The 23,376-nt window shown below is 50.4% G+C and carries 19 protein-coding genes and 4 tRNA genes; 3 read left to right on the forward strand and 20 right to left on the reverse strand.

The genetic code is table 11. The annotated features are described in order from the left end of the window. Positions 1 to 100: 100 nt before the first annotated feature. The 11 genes from rpoB to CRO57_RS08090 form a co-directional block, all read right to left on the reverse strand. The gene (rpoB, locus tag CRO57_RS08040; protein WP_097152757.1) at positions 101 to 4,243 is read right to left on the reverse strand and encodes a DNA-directed RNA polymerase subunit beta; all 4,143 of its coding nucleotides are present in this window, start codon (positions 4,241 to 4,243) and stop codon (positions 101 to 103) included. Positions 4,244 to 4,399: 156 nt separating this feature from the next. Next, positions 4,400 to 4,771: a 50S ribosomal protein L7/L12 gene (rplL, locus tag CRO57_RS08045; protein ID WP_097152758.1), complete on the reverse strand. Its 372-nt coding sequence runs from the start codon at positions 4,769 to 4,771 to the stop codon at positions 4,400 to 4,402. A 54-nt stretch (positions 4,772 to 4,825) separates the two neighbouring features. Next, a complete protein-coding gene (rplJ, locus tag CRO57_RS08050; protein ID WP_097152759.1) occupies positions 4,826 to 5,344 on the reverse strand; it encodes a 50S ribosomal protein L10 in 519 nt (172 codons plus the stop codon). 300 nt (positions 5,345 to 5,644) lie between these two features. Beyond that, the gene (gene rplA / locus CRO57_RS08055; RefSeq protein WP_097152760.1) at positions 5,645 to 6,337 is read right to left on the reverse strand and encodes a 50S ribosomal protein L1; all 693 of its coding nucleotides are present in this window, start codon (positions 6,335 to 6,337) and stop codon (positions 5,645 to 5,647) included. A gap of 4 nt (positions 6,338 to 6,341) precedes the next feature. Continuing rightward, on the reverse strand, positions 6,342 to 6,770 hold the full coding sequence (rplK, locus tag CRO57_RS08060; protein ID WP_097152761.1) for a 50S ribosomal protein L11: 429 nt from the start codon (positions 6,768 to 6,770) through the stop codon (positions 6,342 to 6,344). 102 nt (positions 6,771 to 6,872) lie between these two features. After that, complete coding sequence (nusG, locus tag CRO57_RS08065; protein WP_097153289.1) at positions 6,873 to 7,403, reverse strand: transcription termination/antitermination protein NusG; 531 nt, start codon at positions 7,401 to 7,403, stop codon at positions 6,873 to 6,875. 11 nt (positions 7,404 to 7,414) lie between these two features. Beyond that, positions 7,415 to 7,612, reverse strand: a complete 198-nt coding sequence (gene secE / locus CRO57_RS08070; RefSeq protein WP_097152762.1) for a preprotein translocase subunit SecE — start codon at positions 7,610 to 7,612, stop codon at positions 7,415 to 7,417. 98 nt (positions 7,613 to 7,710) lie between these two features. Next, a tRNA-Trp gene (locus CRO57_RS08075) sits at positions 7,711 to 7,786 on the reverse strand. A 262-nt stretch (positions 7,787 to 8,048) separates the two neighbouring features. After that, positions 8,049 to 9,239 carry an elongation factor Tu gene (gene tuf, locus CRO57_RS08080; protein ID WP_097152753.1) on the reverse strand — a complete coding sequence of 397 codons (1,191 nt, stop codon included), beginning with the start codon at positions 9,237 to 9,239 and terminating at the stop codon, positions 8,049 to 8,051. Positions 9,240 to 9,414: 175 nt separating this feature from the next. After that, positions 9,415 to 9,488: transfer RNA gene (locus CRO57_RS08085), tRNA-Gly, on the reverse strand. Between the two features lie 21 nt (positions 9,489 to 9,509). After that, positions 9,510 to 9,594, reverse strand: a tRNA-Tyr gene (locus tag CRO57_RS08090). A gap of 457 nt (positions 9,595 to 10,051) precedes the next feature. Between CRO57_RS08090 and CRO57_RS08095 the strand changes: the two genes are divergently transcribed. Further along, positions 10,052 to 10,891: a TrmH family RNA methyltransferase gene (locus CRO57_RS08095; RefSeq protein ID WP_097152763.1), complete on the forward strand. Its 840-nt coding sequence runs from the start codon at positions 10,052 to 10,054 to the stop codon at positions 10,889 to 10,891. A 272-nt stretch (positions 10,892 to 11,163) separates the two neighbouring features. On the opposite strand, the gene CRO57_RS08100 is transcribed toward CRO57_RS08095, so the two are convergent. From CRO57_RS08100 to CRO57_RS08125, 6 genes are all read right to left on the reverse strand, one after another. After that, a tRNA-Thr gene (locus tag CRO57_RS08100) sits at positions 11,164 to 11,239 on the reverse strand. 401 nt (positions 11,240 to 11,640) lie between these two features. Further along, positions 11,641 to 12,513, reverse strand: coding sequence for a formyltetrahydrofolate deformylase (gene purU / locus CRO57_RS08105; RefSeq protein ID WP_342068273.1), 873 nt, complete (start codon positions 12,511 to 12,513; stop codon positions 11,641 to 11,643). A gap of 23 nt (positions 12,514 to 12,536) precedes the next feature. Continuing rightward, positions 12,537 to 13,142, reverse strand: coding sequence for a sarcosine oxidase subunit gamma (locus CRO57_RS08110; RefSeq protein ID WP_210200784.1), 606 nt, complete (start codon positions 13,140 to 13,142; stop codon positions 12,537 to 12,539). 10 nt (positions 13,143 to 13,152) lie between these two features. After that, positions 13,153 to 16,158: a sarcosine oxidase subunit alpha gene (locus tag CRO57_RS08115; protein WP_097152765.1), complete on the reverse strand. Its 3,006-nt coding sequence runs from the start codon at positions 16,156 to 16,158 to the stop codon at positions 13,153 to 13,155. Beyond that, positions 16,155 to 16,457 carry a sarcosine oxidase subunit delta gene (locus CRO57_RS08120; RefSeq protein ID WP_097152766.1) on the reverse strand — a complete coding sequence of 101 codons (303 nt, stop codon included), beginning with the start codon at positions 16,455 to 16,457 and terminating at the stop codon, positions 16,155 to 16,157. The genes CRO57_RS08115 and CRO57_RS08120 overlap by 4 nt, the downstream gene beginning before the upstream one ends. Positions 16,458 to 16,480: 23 nt before the next feature. After that, complete coding sequence (locus CRO57_RS08125) at positions 16,481 to 17,734, reverse strand: sarcosine oxidase subunit beta family protein (protein WP_097152767.1); 1,254 nt, start codon at positions 17,732 to 17,734, stop codon at positions 16,481 to 16,483. Between the two features lie 110 nt (positions 17,735 to 17,844). Here CRO57_RS08125 and CRO57_RS08130 point away from each other — a divergent pair, with 110 nt between their 5' ends. After that, positions 17,845 to 18,852 (forward strand): GlxA family transcriptional regulator, encoded by a 1,008-nt coding sequence (locus tag CRO57_RS08130; protein ID WP_097152768.1) that lies wholly within the window; start codon positions 17,845 to 17,847, stop codon positions 18,850 to 18,852. A 31-nt stretch (positions 18,853 to 18,883) separates the two neighbouring features. Here CRO57_RS08130 and CRO57_RS08135 read toward each other — a convergent pair whose 3' ends face one another. Genes CRO57_RS08135 through CRO57_RS24730 form a run of 3 tightly spaced genes read right to left on the reverse strand, consistent with a single transcriptional unit; the run spans position 18,884 to position 22,368 of the window. After that, positions 18,884 to 21,406, reverse strand: coding sequence for an ATP-binding protein (locus tag CRO57_RS08135; protein WP_097152769.1), 2,523 nt, complete (start codon positions 21,404 to 21,406; stop codon positions 18,884 to 18,886). 16 nt (positions 21,407 to 21,422) lie between these two features. Further along, on the reverse strand, positions 21,423 to 22,133 hold the full coding sequence (locus CRO57_RS08140) for a response regulator transcription factor (RefSeq protein WP_097152770.1): 711 nt from the start codon (positions 22,131 to 22,133) through the stop codon (positions 21,423 to 21,425). After that, on the reverse strand, positions 22,090 to 22,368 hold the full coding sequence (locus CRO57_RS24730) for a hypothetical protein (RefSeq protein ID WP_170955992.1): 279 nt from the start codon (positions 22,366 to 22,368) through the stop codon (positions 22,090 to 22,092). The genes CRO57_RS08140 and CRO57_RS24730 overlap by 44 nt, the downstream gene beginning before the upstream one ends. A 22-nt stretch (positions 22,369 to 22,390) precedes the next feature. Here CRO57_RS24730 and phnD point away from each other — a divergent pair, with 22 nt between their 5' ends. Next, entirely contained in the window at positions 22,391 to 23,368 is a 978-nt protein-coding gene (gene phnD, locus CRO57_RS08145) for a phosphate/phosphite/phosphonate ABC transporter substrate-binding protein (protein ID WP_097152771.1), read from the forward strand. Positions 23,369 to 23,376: the final 8 nt, after the last annotated feature.

A 23,376-nucleotide genomic window follows, 5' to 3' on the forward strand; every position in this document is an offset into this window, starting at 1 on the left:
TGGTTCATGGCTTCTCTCCTACGGGTTGACGGACCGCGGGGTTCCCTCCCCCTCGGTCCGTTCCGAATATAATCTCGGGTTCACGCAACCGCCGACGCTGCTATTCAGCAGCGTCCGCAGGCTTCTCATCACTATCGTCCAGATCGATCACGCGCTGACTATCTTCCAGCTCCATGTTCAAACCCAGTGACCGGATTTCTTTGACAAGCACGTTGAAGCTTTCCGGGATACCAGCTTCAAAGGTGTCATCACCCCGAACAATGGCTTCATACACTTTGGTACGACCAGCAACGTCATCCGACTTGACGGTGAGCATTTCCTGCAAGGTGTAGGCTGCGCCATACGCCTCCAGTGCCCAAACTTCCATCTCACCGAAGCGCTGACCACCAAACTGGGCTTTACCACCCAGCGGCTGCTGAGTAACCAGGCTGTATGGGCCAATGGAACGACCGTGGATCTTGTCATCAACCAAGTGGTGCAGCTTGAGCATGTAAATATAGCCCACTGTCACCGGACGGTCGAACTGATCACCGGTCCGTCCATCAAACAGAGTTGACTGACCGGAACCATCAAGGCCGGCACGTTCCAGCATTTCGACGACATCTGGCTCATGTGCACCATCAAAGACTGGTGTCGCGATGGACACGCCCTTTTTCAGCTGCTCAGCCATATTGATAACGGAATCGTCATCATGCTCCAGAACTTCCAGATTCTTGCCATTGTCATGGTAGATCTCATTCAGTTCAACACGCAGAGGTTCGAGATTGCCGGACTTTCTGTAGTCATCATACATCTTGCCGATCTTGCGACCCATGCCAGCACAGGCCCAACCCAGATGGGTTTCCAAAATCTGCCCCACATTCATGCGTGATGGCACGCCCAATGGGTTCAGTACGATATCCACATGGGTACCGTCTTCAAGATATGGCATATCTTCGATCGGAACAATACGAGAGACCACGCCTTTGTTACCATGACGGCCAGCCATCTTGTCGCCAGGCTGGATCTTACGCTTGATAGCGATGAAGACCTTGGCCATTTTCATGACCCCTGGTGGCAATTCGTCACCACGCTGCAGTTTCTCGACCTTGTCGATGAAACGCTGCTCAAGACGCTTGCGGCTATCGTCATACTGATTGCGCAGGGCTTCCACCTCACCCATCAGTTTTTCATCGTCAACAGCCAGCAACCACCACTGAGATCGTGGGAACTCGGACAACTCGGCACGTGTGATCTCAGAGCCCTTGCGGAACCCTTTAGGACCAGCAGTACCAACTTTGCCCTCCAGCATGTCAGCAAGACGACCATAGACGTTGCGGTCCAGAATGGCCTGCTCGTCATCACGATCTTTTGCAAGACGCTCGATCTCTTCACGCTCGATGGACATCGCGCGCTCGTCTTTATCGATACCATGACGGTTAAAGACACGAACCTCAACGACAGTACCAAAGGTTCCAGGAGGCATACGCAAGGATGTATCACGAACATCGGATGCTTTCTCGCCAAAAATGGCACGCAGAAGTTTTTCTTCCGGTGTCATTGGGCTTTCACCCTTTGGCGTGATTTTACCAACCAGAATATCACCGGGCTTAACTTCAGCACCAATATAGGTGATGCCTGCCTCGTCGAGATTCTTCAGAGATTCTTCGGATACGTTTGGAATATCGCGAGTGATCTCTTCAGGGCCCAACTTGGTATCGCGCGCCATGACCTCGAACTCTTCGATATGGATCGAAGTGAAGACGTCTTCTTTCACGATACGCTCGGACAGAAGGATGGAATCCTCGAAGTTGTAACCGTTCCATGGCATGAAAGCCACGAGAACGTTACGACCAAGCGCCAAGTCACCGAGATCGGTAGATGGACCATCAGCAAGGATCTCGCCCTTCTTCACCCGGTCACCAACAGAGACCAGCGGACGCTGGTTGATGCAGGTGGACTGGTTGGAGCGCTGGAACTTCGCCAGACGATAGATATCAACACCGGACTTGGATGGATCCAGATCTTCGGTCGCACGAACAACGATACGGGTCGCGTCAACCTGATCAACAACACCACCACGGATCGCACCAATCGCCGCACCGGAATCGCGAGCCACGACAGGCTCCATACCAGTACCAACGAACGGAGCTTCCGCCCGCACCAGAGGCACGGCCTGACGCTGCATGTTCGATCCCATCAATGCGCGGTTGGCGTCATCGTTTTCCAAGAATGGAATAAGAGCTGCAGCAACGGACACCAACTGCTTTGGAGACACGTCCATGAAGTCCACACGCTCGGCTGGAACCATCATGACATCGCCAGCGTGACGACAAATGATCAGCTCATCAACGAAACCACCCTGAGGGGTCAGCTCGATGTTTGCCTGTGCAACATAGTGCTTGGCTTCTTCCATAGCGGACAGATAAACCACATCACCAGTCACACGACCATCTTTCACCTTGCGATAAGGTGACTCGATGAAGCCATATTTGTTGACGCGAGCAAAGGTCGCCAGAGAGTTGATCAGACCAATGTTTGGACCTTCAGGCGTCTCAATCGGACAGATACGACCATAGTGAGTTGGATGAACGTCGCGCACTTCAAAGCCAGCACGCTCACGGGTCAAACCACCTGGGCCCAATGCAGACAGACGACGCTTATGCGTGATCTCGGACAGCGGGTTGGTTTGGTCCATGAACTGAGACAGCTGGGAAGAACCGAAGAATTCACGTACGGCAGCTGCCGCTGGCTTGGCATTGATCAGATCCTGCGGCATCACAGTATCGATCTCAATGGAAGACATACGCTCCTTGATCGCACGCTCCATGCGCAGCAGACCAATGCGGTACTGGTTCTCCATCAATTCGCCAACGGAACGAACACGTCGGTTACCAAGGTTATCGATATCGTCAATCTCGCCTTTGCCATCGCGCAGATCAAGCAAGGTACGGATCACTTCAACGATATCTTCCTTACGCAGAACCCGAACAGTGTCTTCACATTCCAGATCCATACGCATGTTCATCTTCACGCGACCAACAGCAGACAGATCATAACGCTCGGAATCAAAGAACAGAGACTGGAACATTGCCTCTGCAGTCTCGATGGTAGGCGGTTCACCTGGACGCATCACACGATAAATATCGAACAATGCAGTCTCACGGCTGGAATTCTTGTCAATTGACAACGTATTGCGGATGTAAGCACCAACAGACACATGGTCGATATTCAGAACAGAGACATCCTCGAAGCCTTCGGATTTGAGATTTTCGAGAATTTTCTCGTCAATCTCATCACCGGCTTCGGCAAAAATCTCACCCGTGACCAAGCTGACGGCATCCTCAGACAAATATCTGCCATAGATATCAGCGTCTTCCACCTTCAGATATTTAAGCCCGGCCTCAACCAGCTTCTTGATCTGACGAACAGTCAGCTTCTTACCAGCTTCAAAGACAACTTCACCGGTATCGGCATCGACCAGATCCTGCTCAGGCTTGGTACCTTTCAGCGTATTGCCATCGAACGGAACGCGCCAACTATCATCAGTACGCTCGAATTTGACAGCATCATAGTAAGTATCGAGAATTTCTTCTGAATCCAGACCAAGTGCATAAAGCAAGCTGGATACCGGGATCTTACGACGACGATCAATACGAGCATAAACAATGTCTTTGGCATCAAATTCAATATCCAGCCAGGAGCCGCGATAAGGAATGATACGTGCCGCAAACAGCAATTTGCCGGAAGAATGGCTTTTGCCTTTGTCATGATCGAAGAACACACCTGGTGAACGATGCATCTGAGACACGATGACGCGCTCGGTACCATTCACAATGAAAGTGCCCTTGTCTGTCATCAGCGGCATGTCGCCCATATAGACGTCTTGCTCTTTGATGTCCTTGACAGACTTGGCACCTGTGTCTTCATCAACTTCAAACACAATCAGTCGAAGCGTCAGCTTGAGCGGAGCCGAATATGTCATTCCGCGGAGACGGCACTCCTCGGTGTCATATTTCGGTGCTTCGAACTCATAGCGAACAAACTCCAACTGTGCTGTATTGGAAAAGTCCGTGATCGGAAACACAGAAGAAAAAACCGCCTGCAGACCGTCATCAGGACGACCACCGGCAGGTTCATATACTTGAAGAAACTGGTCATAAGAAGCTTTTTGAACCTCAATGAGGTTTGGCATTTCTGCCACTTCCTGAATGTGACCAAAATATTTACGGAGTTTTTTGCGACCGGAAAACGTCTGCGCCATCGTCGCTCCTCGTCTCGCTCAGTGGGCGGTTGGCCAAAAAGCCCGCGACAGGATTGTGCAGGCTCTTGAGATAAACGCCCGTTAAGTTACGGACTACCAACAAATTAAACAGACTCCGGAGAATCACTCCCCGGAGTCCATATTAAGGCCTAAACCTTATTTCAGTTCAACAGAAGCACCAGCTGCTTCCAGCTTGGCTTTCAGTTCTTCTGCTTCAGCTTTGTCTACGCCTTCTTTAACAGCTTTAGGAGCACCTTCTACGAGCTCTTTAGCTTCTTTCAGGCCAAGACCGGTAATGCCGCGAACTTCTTTAATGACGTTGATTTTCTTGTCACCAGCAGAAGCCAGAACAACGTCAAATTCAGTTTTCTCTTCAGCAGCTTCAGCAGCGCCACCGGCAACAGCAGCAACAGCTACAGGAGCAGCAGCGGAAACGCCCCACTTGTCTTCAAGCATGGTGGACAGTTCAGCAGCTTCCATAACGGTCAGTGCAGAGAGTTCTTCTACGAGCTTTTCAAGATCAGCCATCGTAATAATTCCTGTTAGTTCGAACCTAAATTCTGTAAATGTTTGAGAACGGCCTTATGCCGCTTCGTCCTTCTTGGCATATGCACCGAATACACGCGCAAGCTGACCGCCTGGTGCTTGAAGTACCTGAGCAACCTTGGTCGCTGGTGCCTGAAGAACACCAATGATTTTGCCGCGCAGTTCGTCAAGCGATGGCATGGTAGCAAGTGCTTTCACGCCATTTGTATCGAGTACGGTGGAACCCATTGCACCGCCCAGAATAACGAGTTTTTCGTTTTTCTTTGCGAACTCAGAGGCCACCTTCGGGGCTGAAACCGGATCGTCAGAAGTGACGATAACAGTCTGACCTTTAAACAGATCAGCAATTGGTTCAGCATCCGTGCCTTGAAGAGCGAGCTTGACAAGACGGTTCTTGGCAACCTGTACGTTTACGCCAGCTTCGCGGGCAGAACCGCGAAATGCTGTCATATCAGCAACAGTGAGGCCAGCATAATGAGCAACAACCACAACCTCAGAGCCTTTCAGCTCCTCATGAAGGGTAGCGACAAGCGCTTGCTTTTCCGCTCTATCCATGCCTTCTCTCCAGTTACTACCCTTTGAGGCGAACCTCGCGGGATAGAGTTACACTTACCAGCCCTTCACACTGAAACAGCAAGAAGATCTGGCACGAAGGGACCTGTCCTCCTTGCCGCCTCAAGGGCAAGCAAGCTGTAGGCTCGAACCAAACAACAAGTAACCTTGTTCATCTGATTCACCCCCATCTGTGCGGGCGATTAAGTCTTGCGACTCCCGCAGTCTTGGACAGGTTTCTGGCAAACGCCAGAAATCCTCCCGACAAGAATCGGGAGGAATCACGTTAGACTTCTAATCGACTTAGTCGATAGAAGCAAGATCTACGCGCACACCTGGCCCCATTGTGGAGGACAGGCTCATACGCTCCATGTAAGTGCCTTTGGCACCTGATGGCTTGGCCTTGGTAACAGCAGCAATAAATGCCTTGACGTTGTCAACCAACGCAGCTTCTTCAAAGCTCACTTTACCAACGCCACCATGGATGATACCGGCCTTCTCGACACGAAACTCAACGGAGCCACCTTTAGCCGCCTTGACAGCACCAGCAACATCAGGAGTAACGGTACCAACCTTTGGATTTGGCATCATGCCACGTGGGCCAAGAACTTTACCCAGACGACCAACCAGAGGCATCATGTCAGGAGATGCAATACAACGATCAAAATCGATGGTACCGCCCTGAACAACTGCCAACAGATCTTCTGCACCAACAATCTCTGCACCTGCAGCTTTAGCTTCTTCAGCCTTATCGCCACGTGCAAAAACAGCAACACGAACATTTTTACCAGAGCCCGCAGGCAGCTGACATACACCACGAACCATCTGGTCCGCATGACGCGGGTCAACACCGAGGTTCAGGGAGATTTCTACGGTCTCATCGAATTTGGCAGATGCAGCACCCTTGACCAGCTTCACAGCTTCTTCAACGGAATAAACCTTGTTTGCATCAACTTTTTCACGAGCAGCGCGGATACGTTTTCCTACATTAGCCATTGGATTATCCTACCACCTCGAGGCCCATGGAACGGGCAGAACCCTCAATCATCAACATCGCGGCTTCGATGTCGTTGGCATTGAGATCTTTCATCTTCTGCTCAGCAATTTCACGAACCTGATCCTTGGTCACGGAACCCGCCACATCACGACCAGGCGCACCAGAGCCCTTAGGCAGCTTGGCAGCTTTTTTCAGAAAGAAAGACGCCGGAGGTGTCTTCATTTCAAAAGTGAAAGACTTGTCCTGGTAAATGGTAATAATCACCGGAACCGGCGCATTTTTTTCCATTTCCTGCGTCTTGGCGTTAAACGCCTTACAGAATTCCATGATATTCAGGCCGCGCTGACCAAGAGCAGGACCAATTGGAGGGGATGGATTAGCAGCCCCTGCAGGAACCTGAAGTTTCAGGTAACCTTGAATCTTTTTTGCCATTTTTCTTTCCCTCGGCGCAAAGCACCTTCAGATAGACATGAGAAAGGGCGCGGTCGGACGGCTCGTTCGGCAAACGAACCAAATCTCCCGCACCTGTTATGATCAGAGTTTTTCAACCTGATTATATTCAAGCTCGACTGGTGTCGCACGACCAAAGATCGATACGGTAACCTTGAGGCGCGCACGCTCTTCGTCCACTTCCTCGACAAGCCCATTGAACGAAGCAAACGGCCCATCGGAAACCCGAACCTGCTCGCCAACTTCGAAACTGACGGTCGGCATCGGTTTCTCGACACCTTCCTGAACCTGATTCAACAAGCGATCCGCTTCCGCATTGGAAATTGGCATCGGCTTGTTGTCATTCCCCAGAAAGCCAGTGACTTTCGGGGTATTCTTGATCAAATGATAGGCGTCATCTGTCATTGCCATCTTCACCAGCACATAACCGGGGAAAAACTTGCGCTCAGATTCGACCTTGCGTCCACGACGCACTTCTACAAACTTCTCGGTCGGAACAAGAACTTCATCAAACAGATCACCAAGACCGGTCTGATCAGCCTTTTCACGAATAGCCTCCGCTACTTTCTTCTCGAAGTTCGAGTAGGCATGAACGATATACCACCGCTTTGCAATCGCCATGTCTATTAACCTCCCAGGCCAAGCACGAAGCTGACGCCAAATGACATGATCTGGTCAGCCAGCAAGAAAAAGATTGAAGCCAGGAAAACCATGACAAAAACCATCACAGTAGTAATGCCAGTCTCCTTCTGGGAAGGCCAGGTTACCTTCGATGCTTCAGATTTAACCTGCTGCAGAAAATCAAATGGGTTGGTCTTTGCCATGGAACCGCTCACATATAATAACGCGCGAAACAGAATTTCGCGCGTTCATAAGATTCTCACTACATATAATATCTTGCCATGCAAGATCAAGTGCGAAATGGCAGGGGCGGAGGGACTCGAACCCCCGACCCTCGGTTTTGGAGACCGATGCTCTACCAGCTGAGCTACACCCCTACTTCGCAAAACTTAGTGAAAACCAAGTTGGAGACTAACTATTGGAGTTCACAGACAACTGCAAGCGAAAAGATGACGAAATACAAAAAAATCAACAAGGGATCATCAAAACTTCATGAATTGTGACTCCATCCACAAAACCAACCTTCGATATCCATCCGTATCACCTTATTTCATCAAAATTATGAGAATCAAAAAACCCCTGAAAGCAATAGCTTGCAGGGGCTTCTTAAAGACATATCTCAAGTAAAGATGAAATCTCTTACTCGACGATAGAACCGACGATGCCGGCACCTACGGTACGGCCACCTTCGCGGATAGCGAAGCGCAGCTTTTCTTCCATAGCGATTGGCACGATCAGCTCAACATTCATCTCGACGTTATCGCCAGGCATAACCATCTCGGTACCTTCGTTCAGGGTAACAACACCCGTCACGTCAGTGGTACGGAAATAGAATTGTGGACGATAGTTGGTGAAGAACGGAGTATGACGACCGCCTTCTTCTTTCGTCAGGATGTAAGCTTCTGCTTTGAACTTGGTGTGTGGAGTAACGGAAGCTGGTGCACACAGAACCTGGCCACGCTCGACATCTTCACGCTTGGTACCACGCAGGAGAACACCAACATTGTCACCAGCTTCACCGCTATCAAGCAGCTTGCGGAACATTTCAACACCGGTACAGGTGGTTTTCTGGGTGTCTTTGATACCGACGATCTCAATCTCGTCACCAACATTGATCACGCCACGCTCAACACGACCGGTTACCACAGTACCACGACCAGAGATGGAGAATACATCTTCGATAGGCAGCAGGAATGGCAGATCCTTTGGACGCTCTGGAGTTGGGATATAATCGTCAACAGCAGCCATCAGTTCCATGATTGCTTCACGGCCGATTGCAGCGTCACGGTTCTCAACAGCAGCAAGAGCAGAACCTTTTACGATAGGAATATCGTCGCCTGGGAACTCGTAAGAATCCAGCAGTTCGCGAACTTCCATTTCAACAAGCTCAAGCAGCTCTTCGTCATCAACCTGATCAACTTTGTTCAGGAACACTACCAGAGCAGGAACACCAACCTGACGGGCAAGCAGGATGTGCTCACGCGTCTGTGGCATTGGGCCGTCAGCTGCAGAACAAACCAGGATAGCACCGTCCATCTGAGCAGCACCGGTGATCATGTTCTTCACATAGTCAGCGTGACCTGGGCAGTCAACGTGAGCATAGTGACGGTTCTCTGTCTCATACTCAACGTGAGCAGTAGAGATCGTGATGCCGCGAGCTTTCTCTTCTGGCGCACCGTCAATCTCATCATAAGCCTTAGCCTCAGCACCGCCCTTTTCAGCAAGGGTCATGGTGATAGCTGCGGTCAGGGTGGTTTTACCATGGTCAACGTGACCAATCGTGCCGATGTTTACATGCGGCTTATTACGTTCAAACTTTTCCTTAGCCATAGGAAATAGCTCTCATCATCAGGGGCTGAAAACACTTTGATATCTACAAGGTCTCAGCTCGCTTTAGGCGCCAAAAGGTCTGCTACTCAAAACGAGATACAAACCCGGTTAACACAAAAAGACCTGAGCTGGAGGCTCGGGACCAAACTGTAAGGGAGAGTGTAAACTTAAGAGGTGGAGCGGGTGAAGGGAATCGAACCCTCGTCATCAGCTTGGAAGGCTGTTGCTCTACCATTGAGCTACACCCGCGCGAGACGTACAGCGAAGAAATGGTGGAGGAGGCTGGATTCGAACCAGCGTACGCTAAGCGAACGGATTTACAGTCCGTCTCCTTTAACCACTCGGACACTCCTCCAAATTCTTCGCCATCCTGTCCCTGCGAACAGGTTGGTCTCGAAAAGCCCGCCAAGTCGCGGTCAGTTCGTGAGGCGGTTTATGCAAAACCCGGCCCACGAAGTCAACTACCCAATCTCAGTTTCTGTGCGTAATCTTCAATATCAACAGCCCGGAGCCTCCAACACCCCTCTCCCACAGACTTCAAAGGCGCAAATTTCCGCCGCTTTCAGGGGCTTCGCAAAAAATGGGGAAAAATTCACACCTCACATAAATGCATCATATCACACCATAAACCGACCCAGGATCAGGGAGCAAAAAAGTCATTATCTCACCTCACCGGCTTCGAAAAACATCCCATCAGATTGATACCGGTCAGCAATAGCTTGCCATGTGCTTGCAATCGGATATAACCCGGCGCAAACTCATCGAAACACGCGAGCACGCCAAATCAGGCCACGCATATAGAAGGCTCCACAATGACAAAGAACCGCTCACAAAAAGCCAAACGCAACCGTCAGATGGAGGCCAACTCTGCCAACAAGCGCCGTAACTCCCGGCGAGCCAATGATGACTTTGTGCATCTATTCGGCATTCACGCCGTCGCTGCCGCAGCTTCCAACCCCCAGCGCCCATTGCACAAACTTCTGGCAACCACAAACGCGGAAGCCAAACTGCGACAGGAAATCCAATCTCTAGGCGGCAATCCCGCACGTCTTGATGGAATTATTGAAACAGCGAATCCCAAAGATATCGATCAACATGCCAAGGGCGCGGTTCATCAGGGACTTTATCTGACTGCAGGTCAGCTGGAATCAGCTGCCATCTCCGATCTGGAAGATGCCAAGTTGGTTGTTATCCTCGACCAGATCACCGACCCCCACAATGTGGGCGCCATCATTCGCTCCAGTGTGGCACTGGGTGCAGATGCACTCATCATGACCGGTCGCCACAGCCCGGAAGAATCCGGGATCATGGCAAAAACCGCTTCCGGTGGCCTGGACATGATCACTATGGTGACAGTTCCAAATCTAGCCCGTGCTTTGGACGAAATTGCAGATATCGGCTTCCACACCATTGGATTTGATTCTGAGGAAAGTGCACCATTTGAAGAAATCATGCAGAAAACAGTACCAGATCAGAAACTGGCATTGATATTCGGCTCTGAAGGCAAGGGATTGCGCCGCCTGACCCGTGAGAAATGCGCTGAGCTGGCACGGCTGGATATGCCAGGCCCGATCAAGAGCCTCAATGTCTCCAATGCCGTTGCCATGACACTTTATGGGTGCCATCTAAGACGACAAAGCATCATTTCCTGATGCAGACAAAGATAAAACATTCCAAGCAAGAAAGGCCCCTGGGAGGGCCTTTTTTCGATCTGAAGAATTATCACTCAAGGCATAGATATGCAACTTGAGAAATTACATATTGAAAAAAGCCAGCCGTAGCTCACACAATAAGCCCGATAGAAAAGCCTGACAAAAACTCAACAAATCCGATTTTAAGGAAAAACAAGTGGTACAGGTAAGAGAAGGAATCTCGAACCAAACCCAGCGCTTTGGGTTGGTGGGCGGCAAAGCGCAAAGAAAAGTGGTGCCGGCAGAGAGACTTGAACTCCCGACCCCCTGATTACAAATCAGGTGCTCTACCAACTGAGCTATACCGGCGTTGAGGTGAGTTGATAATTTCGTAGGGCCGCTATGTCAAGGCGATATCAGGGGTTTTCCAAATAACGTGTGAATTGCCAGAAATTCCCTAGGCTTTTCATGAGACATTGTAAGACACCAAATAAAGGTGTCTCACGTCTCATATGAGACTTGGGTCTCAAGAATGGCAGAAACCGGTCCATGATCAGGCCGTGATTTTCTCATTATTTCAAAGCTTACCTGAATCATCGTCAGAAACATACCTGCGGTATCTTGTAGAGAATAAATTCAAACATCGACTAATATTGAGACATCAGTTCACATCAAAAAACGCCGCTAGCAATCACATATCGTTACCGACACCCGAATCCTCACTATGAAGCAAGACAGCTATTGTCTCTGATCACCCCTATGCAAATCCGCTAGCCCTTGAATACAATGGTTCTATTTCCATTGATAAAGACACGTCCTTCAATATGAAGACGCAATGCTTTTGAAAGCACACGGGCTTCCACATCACCACCCAGACGAACCAGATCAGAAGCACTATCTGAATGGCTCACACGCTCAGTGTCCTGTTCAATGATGGGGCCTTCATCAAGATTTGGGGTCACATAATGGGCTGTCGCTCCAATATGTTTCACCCCCCTCTCCCACGCGCGCTTATAAGGCATGGCGCCTTTGAAAGCTGGCAGGAAAGAATGATGAATATTGATGATCTTACCAAAATGACGTGAACTGAATTCGTCAGACAAGATTTGCATGTAGCGAGCCAAGACAACCAGTTCCGCACCTGAACGCTCGATCAATTCCTCAAGCTTTTGCTCCTGCTCCTGTTTGTTCTCTTTGGTTACAGGCCACAGATAATAGGGAATACCAAGACGTTCTACATCCGCCCGGCTATGAGCATGGTTTGAGACAACGGCAACAATATCAAGCGGCAGTTTACCGGTTTGAACACGATATAGAATATCAATCAGACAGTGGTCGAACTTCGAAACCATCAAGATGGTGGGCACCGCCCTGCCACTTTCGCGAACTGATAAGTCTGCATCAAAGCAAGATCGAAGAGCTTCAAGCTCTTGTTCGAGTTCGGACCAATCGGTCTGCTCAGTGCAGGTAAATTCAAGACGCAGGAAAAAGATTTCAGCCACATCATCTTCCCTGATGGAAGCGGGCTGCAAAAACTGAAAACTCTGGCCAATATTACATCCAAATCGATCCAGAACCTGTCCAAGACCGGAAACAATCCCGGCCTGGTCCTCACATTTCATTCTCAGGATATGCGTCATCATTTCTCTCATACGAAGCAAGCTGGTTATTGTTGTTTTTCAAGCAAGGCACGTTTTTGATCGCTGGCAAGCTCTTGATTGCCGATATGCAGCAACGCCCACATGTGAGGAAGAAACGAACGCCAGACCTCCATTTCAAATCGATCTTGCTCAAGACGCAGCAAAGTAATCTCAACACCGTCAAAGATCGTACGGGTACCAGACCCAACTGCGAGCAAACCCAGATCACGAGGACATCCAACGCTCAGCAATTCAGCCGCCTGCTCTCCACTCAGCGAAATACTCATCTGACGATCTGATATATCGGTCAAACTGTGTGGGCAGCTTGAATATAGATCTGCAAATGCCGCAACAATGTCATCCTTGGCATCCTCTGAGGCGGATAAAATCCACTCGTCTGGTCCAAGACATAAGGCGGAGCGATTTCCCTCTTCAGCATATCCATGGATTTTGGAAGGAATTTCCAACCCGAACGCTTTGGAGGCTTCAGACAGTTTTTGTTGAGCAATACGCAGATTTAAACGCGCCTTCGGTTCCTGCAATTTGATGGAAACCGGACCACTCATATCACTAATTACTTGAGAGCCAATCGCTTGGGGCAAATTCAGCGTCATTTCCATTGAACTAGTCATCACTTCACCTTCAAACCTTCAACCGGTCGCCTGCTGGATCATAAAATACACTGGAGCAAATCTCTGCTTCCAATACACACTCAGCCATCGGGATATAGATTGTCTCACCCATTCTAGATTGCCCCCCCTCAATGAGGGCCATGGCAATAGATTGCCCAAGCACTTCACTCCAATAGGAAGACGTCACATGCCCCACCATTTTCATCGGCAATGACTGGTGCGGATCATTGACAATTTGCGCACCCTCTTCGAGCACAATCTTGGGATCTTTGGTTTTCAGGCCAACCAATTGCTTTCGCCCTTCGGCAACGAGATCAGGGCGTTTCAGAGAGCGCATGCCCACGAAATCCGGTTTCTTCTTGGCAACTGCCCATCCAAGCCCTGCATCATAAGGCGTAACTGTACCGTCCGTATCCTGACCAACAATGATATAGCCCTTCTCGGCTCGCAACACATGCATGGTCTCGGTACCATAAGGACAGATATCGTAGGCCTTTCCGGCTTCATAGAGTTTAGACCAAAGCTCCAATCCATGACGAGCCGGTACATTGATTTCAAAACCAAGCTCACCGGTAAAGGACAGACGGAACAAGCGCGCAGGAAAGCCAGCAACTTTGCATTCAGCCACCGACATATGAGGCAAAGCTTCATCGCTCATATCCTGCCCCTCCACAAACGGTTCCAATAGCTTGCGAGCATTTGGACCATTCAAGGCGATGGTTGCCCATTGTTCCGTGGTAGAGGTCAACCAAACCTGCAAGTCTGGCCACTCGGTTTGCAGATAGTCTTCCATCATATTCAGGACACGGGCAGCACCGCCCGTTGTCGTGGTGATATGGAACTTGTCCTCGCTCAGGCGGCCAATGACACCATCATCCAGAATGAACCCATCTTCCCCTAACAGAACACCATAACGGCAACGCCCAGGAGCAAGTTTGGTCCATGGGTTGGTATACATGCGGTTCATGAACTCAACCGCATCAGGCCCAACCACTTCAATTTTGCCAAGGGTAGACGCATCAAACATGCCAACTGACTTGCGTGTTGCAGCACACTCACGCGCCACAGCCTTGCGCATGTCTTCACCAGATTTTGGGAAATACCAAGCCCTGCGCCATTGCGAGACAGGCTCGAAAGCCGCGCCGTTTTTCTCGGCCCAACTATCGATTGGTGTTTTACGTGTCAGCTCGAATTGACCATCTTTGTGATAACCGGCAAATACACCAAATGTCGTTGGGGTATAGGGAGGCCGGAATGTGGTCAGTCCCACTTTCGGCACTTCCTTGCCCACAGCGTCGGCCGCAATTTCCAATCCATTCATATTGGACATTTTGCCCTGATCGGTCGCCATGCCGTTTGTGGTGTACCGTTTGACATGTTCAATCGAATGCATGCCTTCACGTACAGCCAGACGAATGTCCTTGGCCGTCACATCATTCTGGAAATCGATGAAAGCCTTGGCTTTGCCAGGATTGCCGTTTGTAGGCAATTCCCGATGTGTCTCACCAGTTCCAGCGCGATCATTGCCAACAGAATAAGTAACGTCCTCGCCGGACAAGTCCAAAGCCGTGATTGCTTCCAGTCCTGCTTTGGCACCATCTTCCAGAGCGGAAGAAATACCCCATAGCCCACGGCAGGCACCAGCAATCTGGCATTCTTCGTTGCTTTGGTCCGGAAGAAAGACACGCGCCTCTTCATCCCACTTCAGGCTGCCCTTCGTGTGCGAGAACAAATGCAGGGATGGTGTCCAACCACCACACATCAAAAGCACATCGCAGGAAAGTTCAAGAGCAGCTCCCACAACTCCGTGGGCGACCGGATTGACAGAGACAGACTTGATCCGAAGACGCCCTGATGTAGTGGTCGCCGTATGGCCAAGAAACACTTCAATGCCGCGTTGTCGCGCCTGATCCAGCAGCGCATCATCCATATCCACCCGAGTATCAACAATGGCAACCACATTGGCACCAGCATCTTGGTAATCAAATGCAGCATACCAGGCACTGTCATGCGACGTTAAAAAGACCGGTGTCTTGCCAACCATTACCCCAAAACGGTTCAGATAGTTCTGTCCTGCACCGGCCAGCATGACACCGGGGCGATCATTCCCATCAAAGACCAATGGCCGCTCGATTGCACCTTGTGCCAGAATGACCTGCTTTGCGCGAACGCGCCACATTCTCTCACGCGGACTATTTTCAGGAACGTCCGCCAGATGATCTGTAAGCTTTTGTGCGAGAGCGACCATATTCTGATGATAATAGCCAATGGCTGTGGTTCGGCTCATCAGGCGAACATTGTCCATGGCGCGAAGTTGATCGAGGCTGGTTTTGAGCCACGCTGATGAGCTGACACCATCAATCTCAATGCTCTCTTCGCTTAGAAGTGAGCCACCGAGTTCGGCTTGTTCATCGACCAGAACAACTTCCGCCCCAGATTTGGCAACCTGCAGCGCAGCAGCGATACCAGCTGCACCCGCTCCAACGATCAATACGTCACAATGCAAATAACGAGATGCATAGATATCCGGATCGACCTTCGTGGGAGAGACGCCAAGTCCAGCAGAGGCCCGAATGACAGGCTCATAGAGTTTGTCCCAGAAGCTCTTCGGCCACATGAAAGTTTTGTAGTAAAAGCCAGCCGAGAAGAGCATATAGAGACGATCATTGATCGCTCCCATATCAAAGCTGAGCGATGGCCACTTGTTCTGACTGGTTGTGATCAGTCCGTCATAAATTTCTTGCGTAGTGGCGCGAGTGTTGGGTTCGAAACGGCTGTTATCTGCCCCTGGGCGCTGTGTACCTATCAGCGCATTGGGTTCTTCAGAGCCAGCGGTCAGCACTCCACGAGGTCGGTGATATTTGAAGGACCGCCCCATCAGGTGGACACCATTGGCAAGCAAAGCAGACGCAACGGTGTCACCTTCAAATCCTCGATAGGATTTGCCATCAAAGGTGAAAGTCACCGGTTTGGATTGATTCACACGGCCTTTGCCGGAAATACGATAGCTGCTCATTTTGCCAACTCTTTCAACTCATCTTCCGTCGGGCGAGGCGTGCCGCTTTTGTAGGTGGTCAGGAACTGATCGCTGACCGTGTCGCGAACGGCATTGAAGAAACGGGCACAGCCATGGATATGGCGCCAACGTTCGAAATGCAGGCCTCGCTCATTGGTGCGAATGAACAGAAAATTGCGCCATTCCTCGTCACTCAACTCTTCCGGCCTTACCGGTCGATCAATATGGGCTTCTCCTGCATAGGCAAATTCCAGCTCCGGCAGGGTTTCCTCACAATGAGGGCAACGGATCATCAACATGTCGGGATCTCCTTATCGCCAGATCAATGGGCAACAGCGGCGGCGGCAGCTTCATCAATCAGCCGGCCGGTCTGGAAGCGCTCAAGAGTGAATGGGGCATTGATGGGGTGCGGTTCGTCCTTGGCAACTGTGTGGGCCAGGACATGGGCTGCACCGGGCGTTGCCTTGAAGCCGCCAGTCCCCCAACCACAATTGACATAAAGACCCTTTACCGGTGTCTTGCCCAAAATGGCCGAGCGGTCCGGGGTTACGTCCACGATCCCGCCCCATTTGCGAAGCATCCGCATGCGACGGAAAATCGGGAAAATCTCACAGATGGCAGCAACCGTATGCTCAATCAGAGGCAATCCACCGCGTTGCGAGTAGGAGATATATTGATCAGTACCCGAGCCAATCACCAGCTCTCCTTTGTCCGACTGGCTGATATAGGCATGCACGCTGTTCGACATCACAACGCACGGCATGATCGGTTTGACCGGCTCGGAGACCAGAGCTTGCAGTGGGAAACTTTCCAAAGGCAGCTGAACATCTGCGGTCTGCATGACAACGGAAGTGTTACCCGCAGCAGAAACAGCAACTTTTTTGGCCTTGATAAAGCCCTTGCCCGTCTCGACACCTTCAACAGCTCCGTCAGCTCCTCGTCTAATCGAAAGAACAGGGCAATTCTGAATGATATCGACACCGCGTGCTGCCGCTGCACGGGCATATCCCCAAGCTACAGCATCATGGCGGGCTGTCCCCGCACGCTGCTGAAACGCAGCTCCCATCACGGGATAACGAGCTGTTGGTGAGATATCCAGCGGAGGGCAGATGGCCTTGGCTTCTTCCGGGCTGATCCATTTGTTGTCAACGCCGTTGAGACGGTTCGCATGGATATGACGCTTGAAGCTCTGAACATCATGAACGTTATGAGCCAGCATCATGACGCCGCGTTGAGAAAACATGACGTTGTAGTTCAGCTCCTGGCTCAGCCCATCCCATAGATCCACGGCATGATCATACAGACCCGCACTTTCATCATAGAGATAATTGGACCGAATGATGGTGGTGTTGCGTCCGGTGTTGCCACCGCCCAACCAACCTTTTTCGATCACGGCAACATTGGTAATGCCGTGCTCCTTGGCCAGATAATAGGCTGCACCGAGCCCATGGCCACCGGCACCGACAATAATGACATCATATTCAGACTTAGGGGCAGCATCTGGCCATTGCTTCGGCCATTTTTTATGGCCACTCAGAGAATTGCGAAGCAAGGAAAAGGCGGAAAAATGGGTCACAGCAGGTTCCTCTTCAAATCAGAGGGTCACTCTTCTATGAAATACCAGTTCTGTATGGTATATATGCGCAAAACAAATGGTTTATTTGCGCTATATTTGGATTTCGGAACATGCAAGCTCCTCGCAAGGCTGTGACAGCAAAACCACGCCTATCAGTTGCCTTCATCTTGGCTCGGCATTTCACTCTTAGCGCGTTTGCAAGCTTCATCGACGTTCTGCGTCTATCGGCTGACGAAGGAGATAGCAGCCGCAAGATCCTGTGTGACTGGACCGTCCTTTCCCCCAACATGCATCCGGTCACATCCAGTTGCGGCATTCAGGTTCAACCGACCGAACGCTTGGGCGATCCAAATCGATTTGACTATATCGCAGTAGTCGGCGGGCTGATGAATGAGGTGGAAACACTCCCACCTGAGGTGGATGCTTTTCTGATCCGCGCGGCGAATAGCAAGATTCCGCTCATTGGTCTTTGCACCGGGGCCTTCAGTTTGCACCGTCTGGGCCTCATGGAAGGTCGAGAATGCTGTGTCAGCTGGTTTCATAGGGAGGATTTCCTTGAGCAGTTCAACGACTTGAACCCGGTTTCCAATCAGATCTTTGTCATTGATGGAGACAGATTGACTTGCTCTGGTGGAGTGAGTTCTGCTCATTTGGCGGCTCACCTGGTCAGCAAACATGTCGGTGCCAGTCAGGCTCAAAAGAGCTTGAACATCATGATCATTGACGAGTTCCAGCATAGCAGCAAAGCGCAACCAGGCATCCCGACCAACCTGAAAACCAACGACGAACTGGTCAAACATGCCCTCCTGATCATGCAGGAAAATATGGAAACACCATTGTCTGTGGCCTCAATTGCCAAGCGCCTGAAAGTCAGTCGCCGGAATCTGGAGCAACATTTTCAAAAAGCATTGGCGATGTCACCAAGCCAGACAAATGTTCGCATCCGTCTGGATTATGCCAAATATCTGATGAAAGAAAAATCGAACTCCCTGGCCAAGATTGCAACCATGACCGGTTTCTGCGATGCCTCGCATTTCGCTCGCATTTTCAAACAAGCCGAGCAAATTGCTCCCAGTGCCTTTCGCAAGGAAATCAATGCTGCGCACGAATACACATAAATAAGATACGAGTGGTGTTGGATATTGGAGCTTATGTCTGGCGTTTTATGATCGCAAGAAGATCATATTCCTTCATCGGTTTTGAGATCATCTCACAACGCGCTGACATGTCCACATTCAGATCTTTATGATCCGGCAATTGAGAGGACATCAAAATGGCATGTCTGTCAGATTTTTCTTCCAAGTATGATCGGATCAGATCCCAACCTAAATTATCCTGATCGAGATAAAGATCTGTGATCAGCAGATCGATTTCCGGTTCTTCTGCAAGGATGGTCTGACCATCCGCCATATTGGTTGCGACCTGTGGTTCCATACCAACAGCTCGCAAAATCTTGGCCACATAGTGCGCGGCAACTTCATTGTCGTCAACAACAAGGACAGATCCAGACATCCTGTCTATTCTCGTCTTGTCATCTTCACCGCTGTAAGCTGGGAGTGTCAAAACAACCTTCGTGCCCATGTCAGGCTCGCTTTCGATCTGCATGGAACCACCCGATTGATGGATGAAACCATGAACCATCGACAGACCGAGCCCTGTGCCAGTGCCGTCGCTACGATTGGTAAAAAACGGCTCAGACGCACGACGCAAGATTTCCGGTGACATGCCACAGCCATCATCACTTATGGAGAGACAGATCGTGTGAGTGTCCTCACGCCCTACGGTGACGCTCACAGTCCCTTCCCCATTAATCGCTTGCCCGGCATTGATGCACAAATTCAAGATGGTGCTTTCCATCTGACCGGGATCAATCAGAGCACAAAGTCCTTCCTCATCGCAGGACATGTTGATGACCACATCTGAAGGCAGAGCAATGGACAGCAAATCCTGCATCCCTTCCAGTAATTCTCCAATATCTGTTACCTCCGGTTCCAATTGCTGCTTTCGCGCAAAGGCCAGAAGGCGTTCAGTCAGTGTAACACCCAAATCAACCGCTGCTGTGATACGGGAAAGATGTTCAGGAATTCTCTTCTTGTCAGTTGTCTCAATCAGATGAAGATTGCCAGAAACCGTCGAAAGAATATTGCCAAAATCATGCGCGACCTCACCCGTCAACTTGCCCAGGGATTCAACCCGACGAATCTCCTCCAATCTTTCATCGATGCGTCTTCGCTCGGTCGTCTCAGAGAACAGCCAAACCGAACCACCATCGGGCAGCTGAGACTGGCGTATCTCCAAAACATGCCCCGATTGGTCGGCATATTCCTCAACGCCGGCAAGGCTGACTTCAGATGCTTTATGAGAAAATGCTGATCGTTCGATCAATGCATGCGGCGTCTCTTTTTTCAGATCCGTGGTTTTTGGAAGCCTGAGCAATTCTCGAACCTGAGCATTTTCCGCCTCTATCTGCCCATCTGCGGAGATGATGGCGACACCATCATTGATGTTCTGGAAGACCCGAGCAAACAGCGCATTCTGCTTATTGATCAAATTGGCATGGCGCTCAAGCTTTCTGGCGTTGGCACGAAAAACGCTAAAAGCATCAAACAGCTGCCCGATTTCATCCTTGTGACCAAGTTTATATGGCAAGTCCGTGCGCAAATCCCCAGCAGCAAGTCGACGCATGGCATCAGCAACGTGACGCAGATTTGCAGCAACATATCGCCACACATACATCCCCGATCCAATTGCAATGACCAGACTGATCAGGGCAAGAGCAAAAACCGAGCGCTGAGCGATTGTCAGGTTTCTGGAAGTCTCTGCCCGCGCCAGGGTCAGTCGTTGCTCGGCATCGGAAATCATTGTTGCTGCATGAGTAGCCAGCTGGTCTGAAGCTCGGCGAATACGGAAAAGCGCATTTTCCGAATCCAATTGCGCCGTCAGAATTTGATGCCTCAGCTCAAACAGATTGATCCGCTTACCACCGATCACTGAGACAAGCTCATTCAAACTCTTTTCATTGGAAATCGTCTCTGGTTCAGGCAAGCGTTTGAGAAAAGAGAGATAACGGCGATTGAACTCACCGACTGCAATAAGTTCTTGCGCACGAGCAGCACCTAATGCCTCAGCTGTTAACTGCTGAAGTCTTGCCCAATAGAGGCGTTCATTCAAACTGGCGGTAATGATATCGGCACGACGATTGAAACGGTTCTGCAGCCGTATCAAATCACGATCCATTCGCTTCAACTCGGCTTCGAGCGCACTTTTGGGCACAGATGCTCGCTCAATATCCAGAATTGCCGATCGCATTCTTGCCAGTGGTAAGGATAGCTCCGATTCCGCACCGGCTGTCTTTTCAATTCGAGCAATCGTCTTTAGCGTGGACTGAACATCTGCCGCCAACAAAGCTGGTATCTGAACGGTAATCAGAAAGGGCGCAGATGTCGCCAGGTCCGCAACATCTCTGGAAAGACCAAGCGCGTTTGAGACTTCCGTCAGTGTTTCGCGATGGACGGTTTCAAGCCAACCTTCGGCATTGCGCAGCATTCCAAGCCCAATGCCTGAGACCAATAGAACCACCGCGAAAAGAACTGCAAGAGCGCTGGAGAGCCGAAAGCGGACACTATGAGTGGGGTCTATCGAGGATTTTGCAGGACTAGGAATTTTAGACATCAACGCGCCAACTCATTCACAATTGAAAAACATATCCCTGAGATCGTCTGGTCAACAGGTGAATCGGCTTTGACGGGACTTCCTCAATCTTGCGACGCAAACGCAAAATCAGCACATCAATCGTTCGATCGACATAGCGCTCCATATTGGTGCCTAGTTCTTCCAATAATTCCGGGCGTGTGATGATGCGTTCCGGATTGCGGGCAAAATATTCCAGAAGGCGATATTCGCCATTGGTAAGAGGGATTTCATCTCCCTGATTATCGAGCAACTGACGCTGTTTCAAATCAAGGCACTTGTCACCAAAGTTGATGGACAAACCAGAAGAAACCAAACGTGTTTGCCCATTGCCAAAGCGTCGCAAGACAGCACGAATGCGCGCAATAAGTTCACGAGGATTGAAGGGCTTGGTCACATAATCATCAGCACCGGTTTCCAGGCCAATGATTTTGTCAATTTCATCCCCCACCCCGGTCAGCATGACAATTGGCAGCTGCGATCGTTCACGAATATGGATCGCCAGATCCAGACCCGATTCACCTTTCAAGCGCAGATCAATAAGAGCAAGATTGATTGGAGGTGGATCACCAAGAGCCACAAAATCTGCACTGCCTGCACAGACAACAGTGGAATAACCAGCTTCTCCAAGCAATACAGACAGCGTCTCACTCATTTCGTGGTCATCATCCACGATAGCGATCACTGGCACGTCCTGCATACTGCTCATACTCACTCCCAATGGCTTTTTTTCTTTTCAGGGTAGCACATACTACAGAATGCCAAACCATTGCTTGATTGCAAATATTTCCCAGCCCCGGCTCAACTGTAATATTGTTAACATAAACAGCCAGATCGGTTAATCCTGTTAACGACGCATCGCTGTCCCTGATGGCAAACAAGGCAATACGCTCAAAGGCAAGAACTGACGGCACCCGACCCGAGTATTTGGGTTTTGGTGTCATTACAATGCATTGGGAGGAAAATATGCATTCTTTACTGCCATGGGCCGCTGCTGTTGCTCTGACAATGACCGTCACCGGAGCAAATGCTGCTGACAAATGCACCAATCAGGGTGCTCTGGACACGCTCTATTGCGATATGAACGGTGATATGGTTGCGGACACCCCGACCGATCCATCCAAACTGAATGATCCTGACACCCTGGTCTTTGCCTACACTCCGGTAGAAGATCCTGCCGTTTACGAAGACATCTGGGATCCATTCATCCAGCATCTGGAAAAGGTAACCGGCAAGAATGTTCAGTTCTTTGCTGTGCAGTCCAACTCCGCTGAAGTGGAAGCCATGCGTTCCGGTCGCCTGCATATTGCAGGTTTCTCAACCGGACCAACTCCATTCGCTGTTAATCTGGCAGGCGCTGTCCCATTCGCCATCATGGGTGCTGATGACGGACAATTTGGCTATAAACTTCAGGTTTACACCCAAGCCAACAGCGATATCAAAAAAGTCGCTGACATGGCTGGAAAGCGCATCGCTCATACCTCCCCGACCTCAAACTCAGGCAACCAGGCCCCTCGTGCATTGTTCCCGGCACAAGGCGTAACCCCGGAAAAAGACTATGAGGTGGTCTATTCAGGCTCTCATGATCAATCACTGCTGGGCGTTGTAGCTGGTGATTATGATGCAGCACCCGTGGCATCCGAGGTAGTAGAGCGCATGGCAGCTCGTGGTCTGTATGATCCAAAAGATGTTCGCCTCGTATGGGAGAGCGATCCATTTCCGACCACATCCTACACCCTTGCCCATGACCTTGATCCAAAGCTTGCAGACAAGATCAAGGAAGCCTTCTTCTCTTATGACTTCAAAGGCACCAGCCTTGGCAAGGAGTTCGATGGGGTAAGCAAGTTCATCCCGATCACCTACAAGGACCAGTGGGCAGTTATTCGCCAGATCCAAGCGTCCAACGGTGTGAAATACACGCCTAAAGGCCTCGCAGGAAAGTAACACTTCAA

It is taken from the genome of Cohaesibacter gelatinilyticus (assembly GCF_900215605.1).
Lineage (GTDB): Bacteria > Pseudomonadota > Alphaproteobacteria > Rhizobiales > Cohaesibacteraceae > Cohaesibacter > Cohaesibacter gelatinilyticus.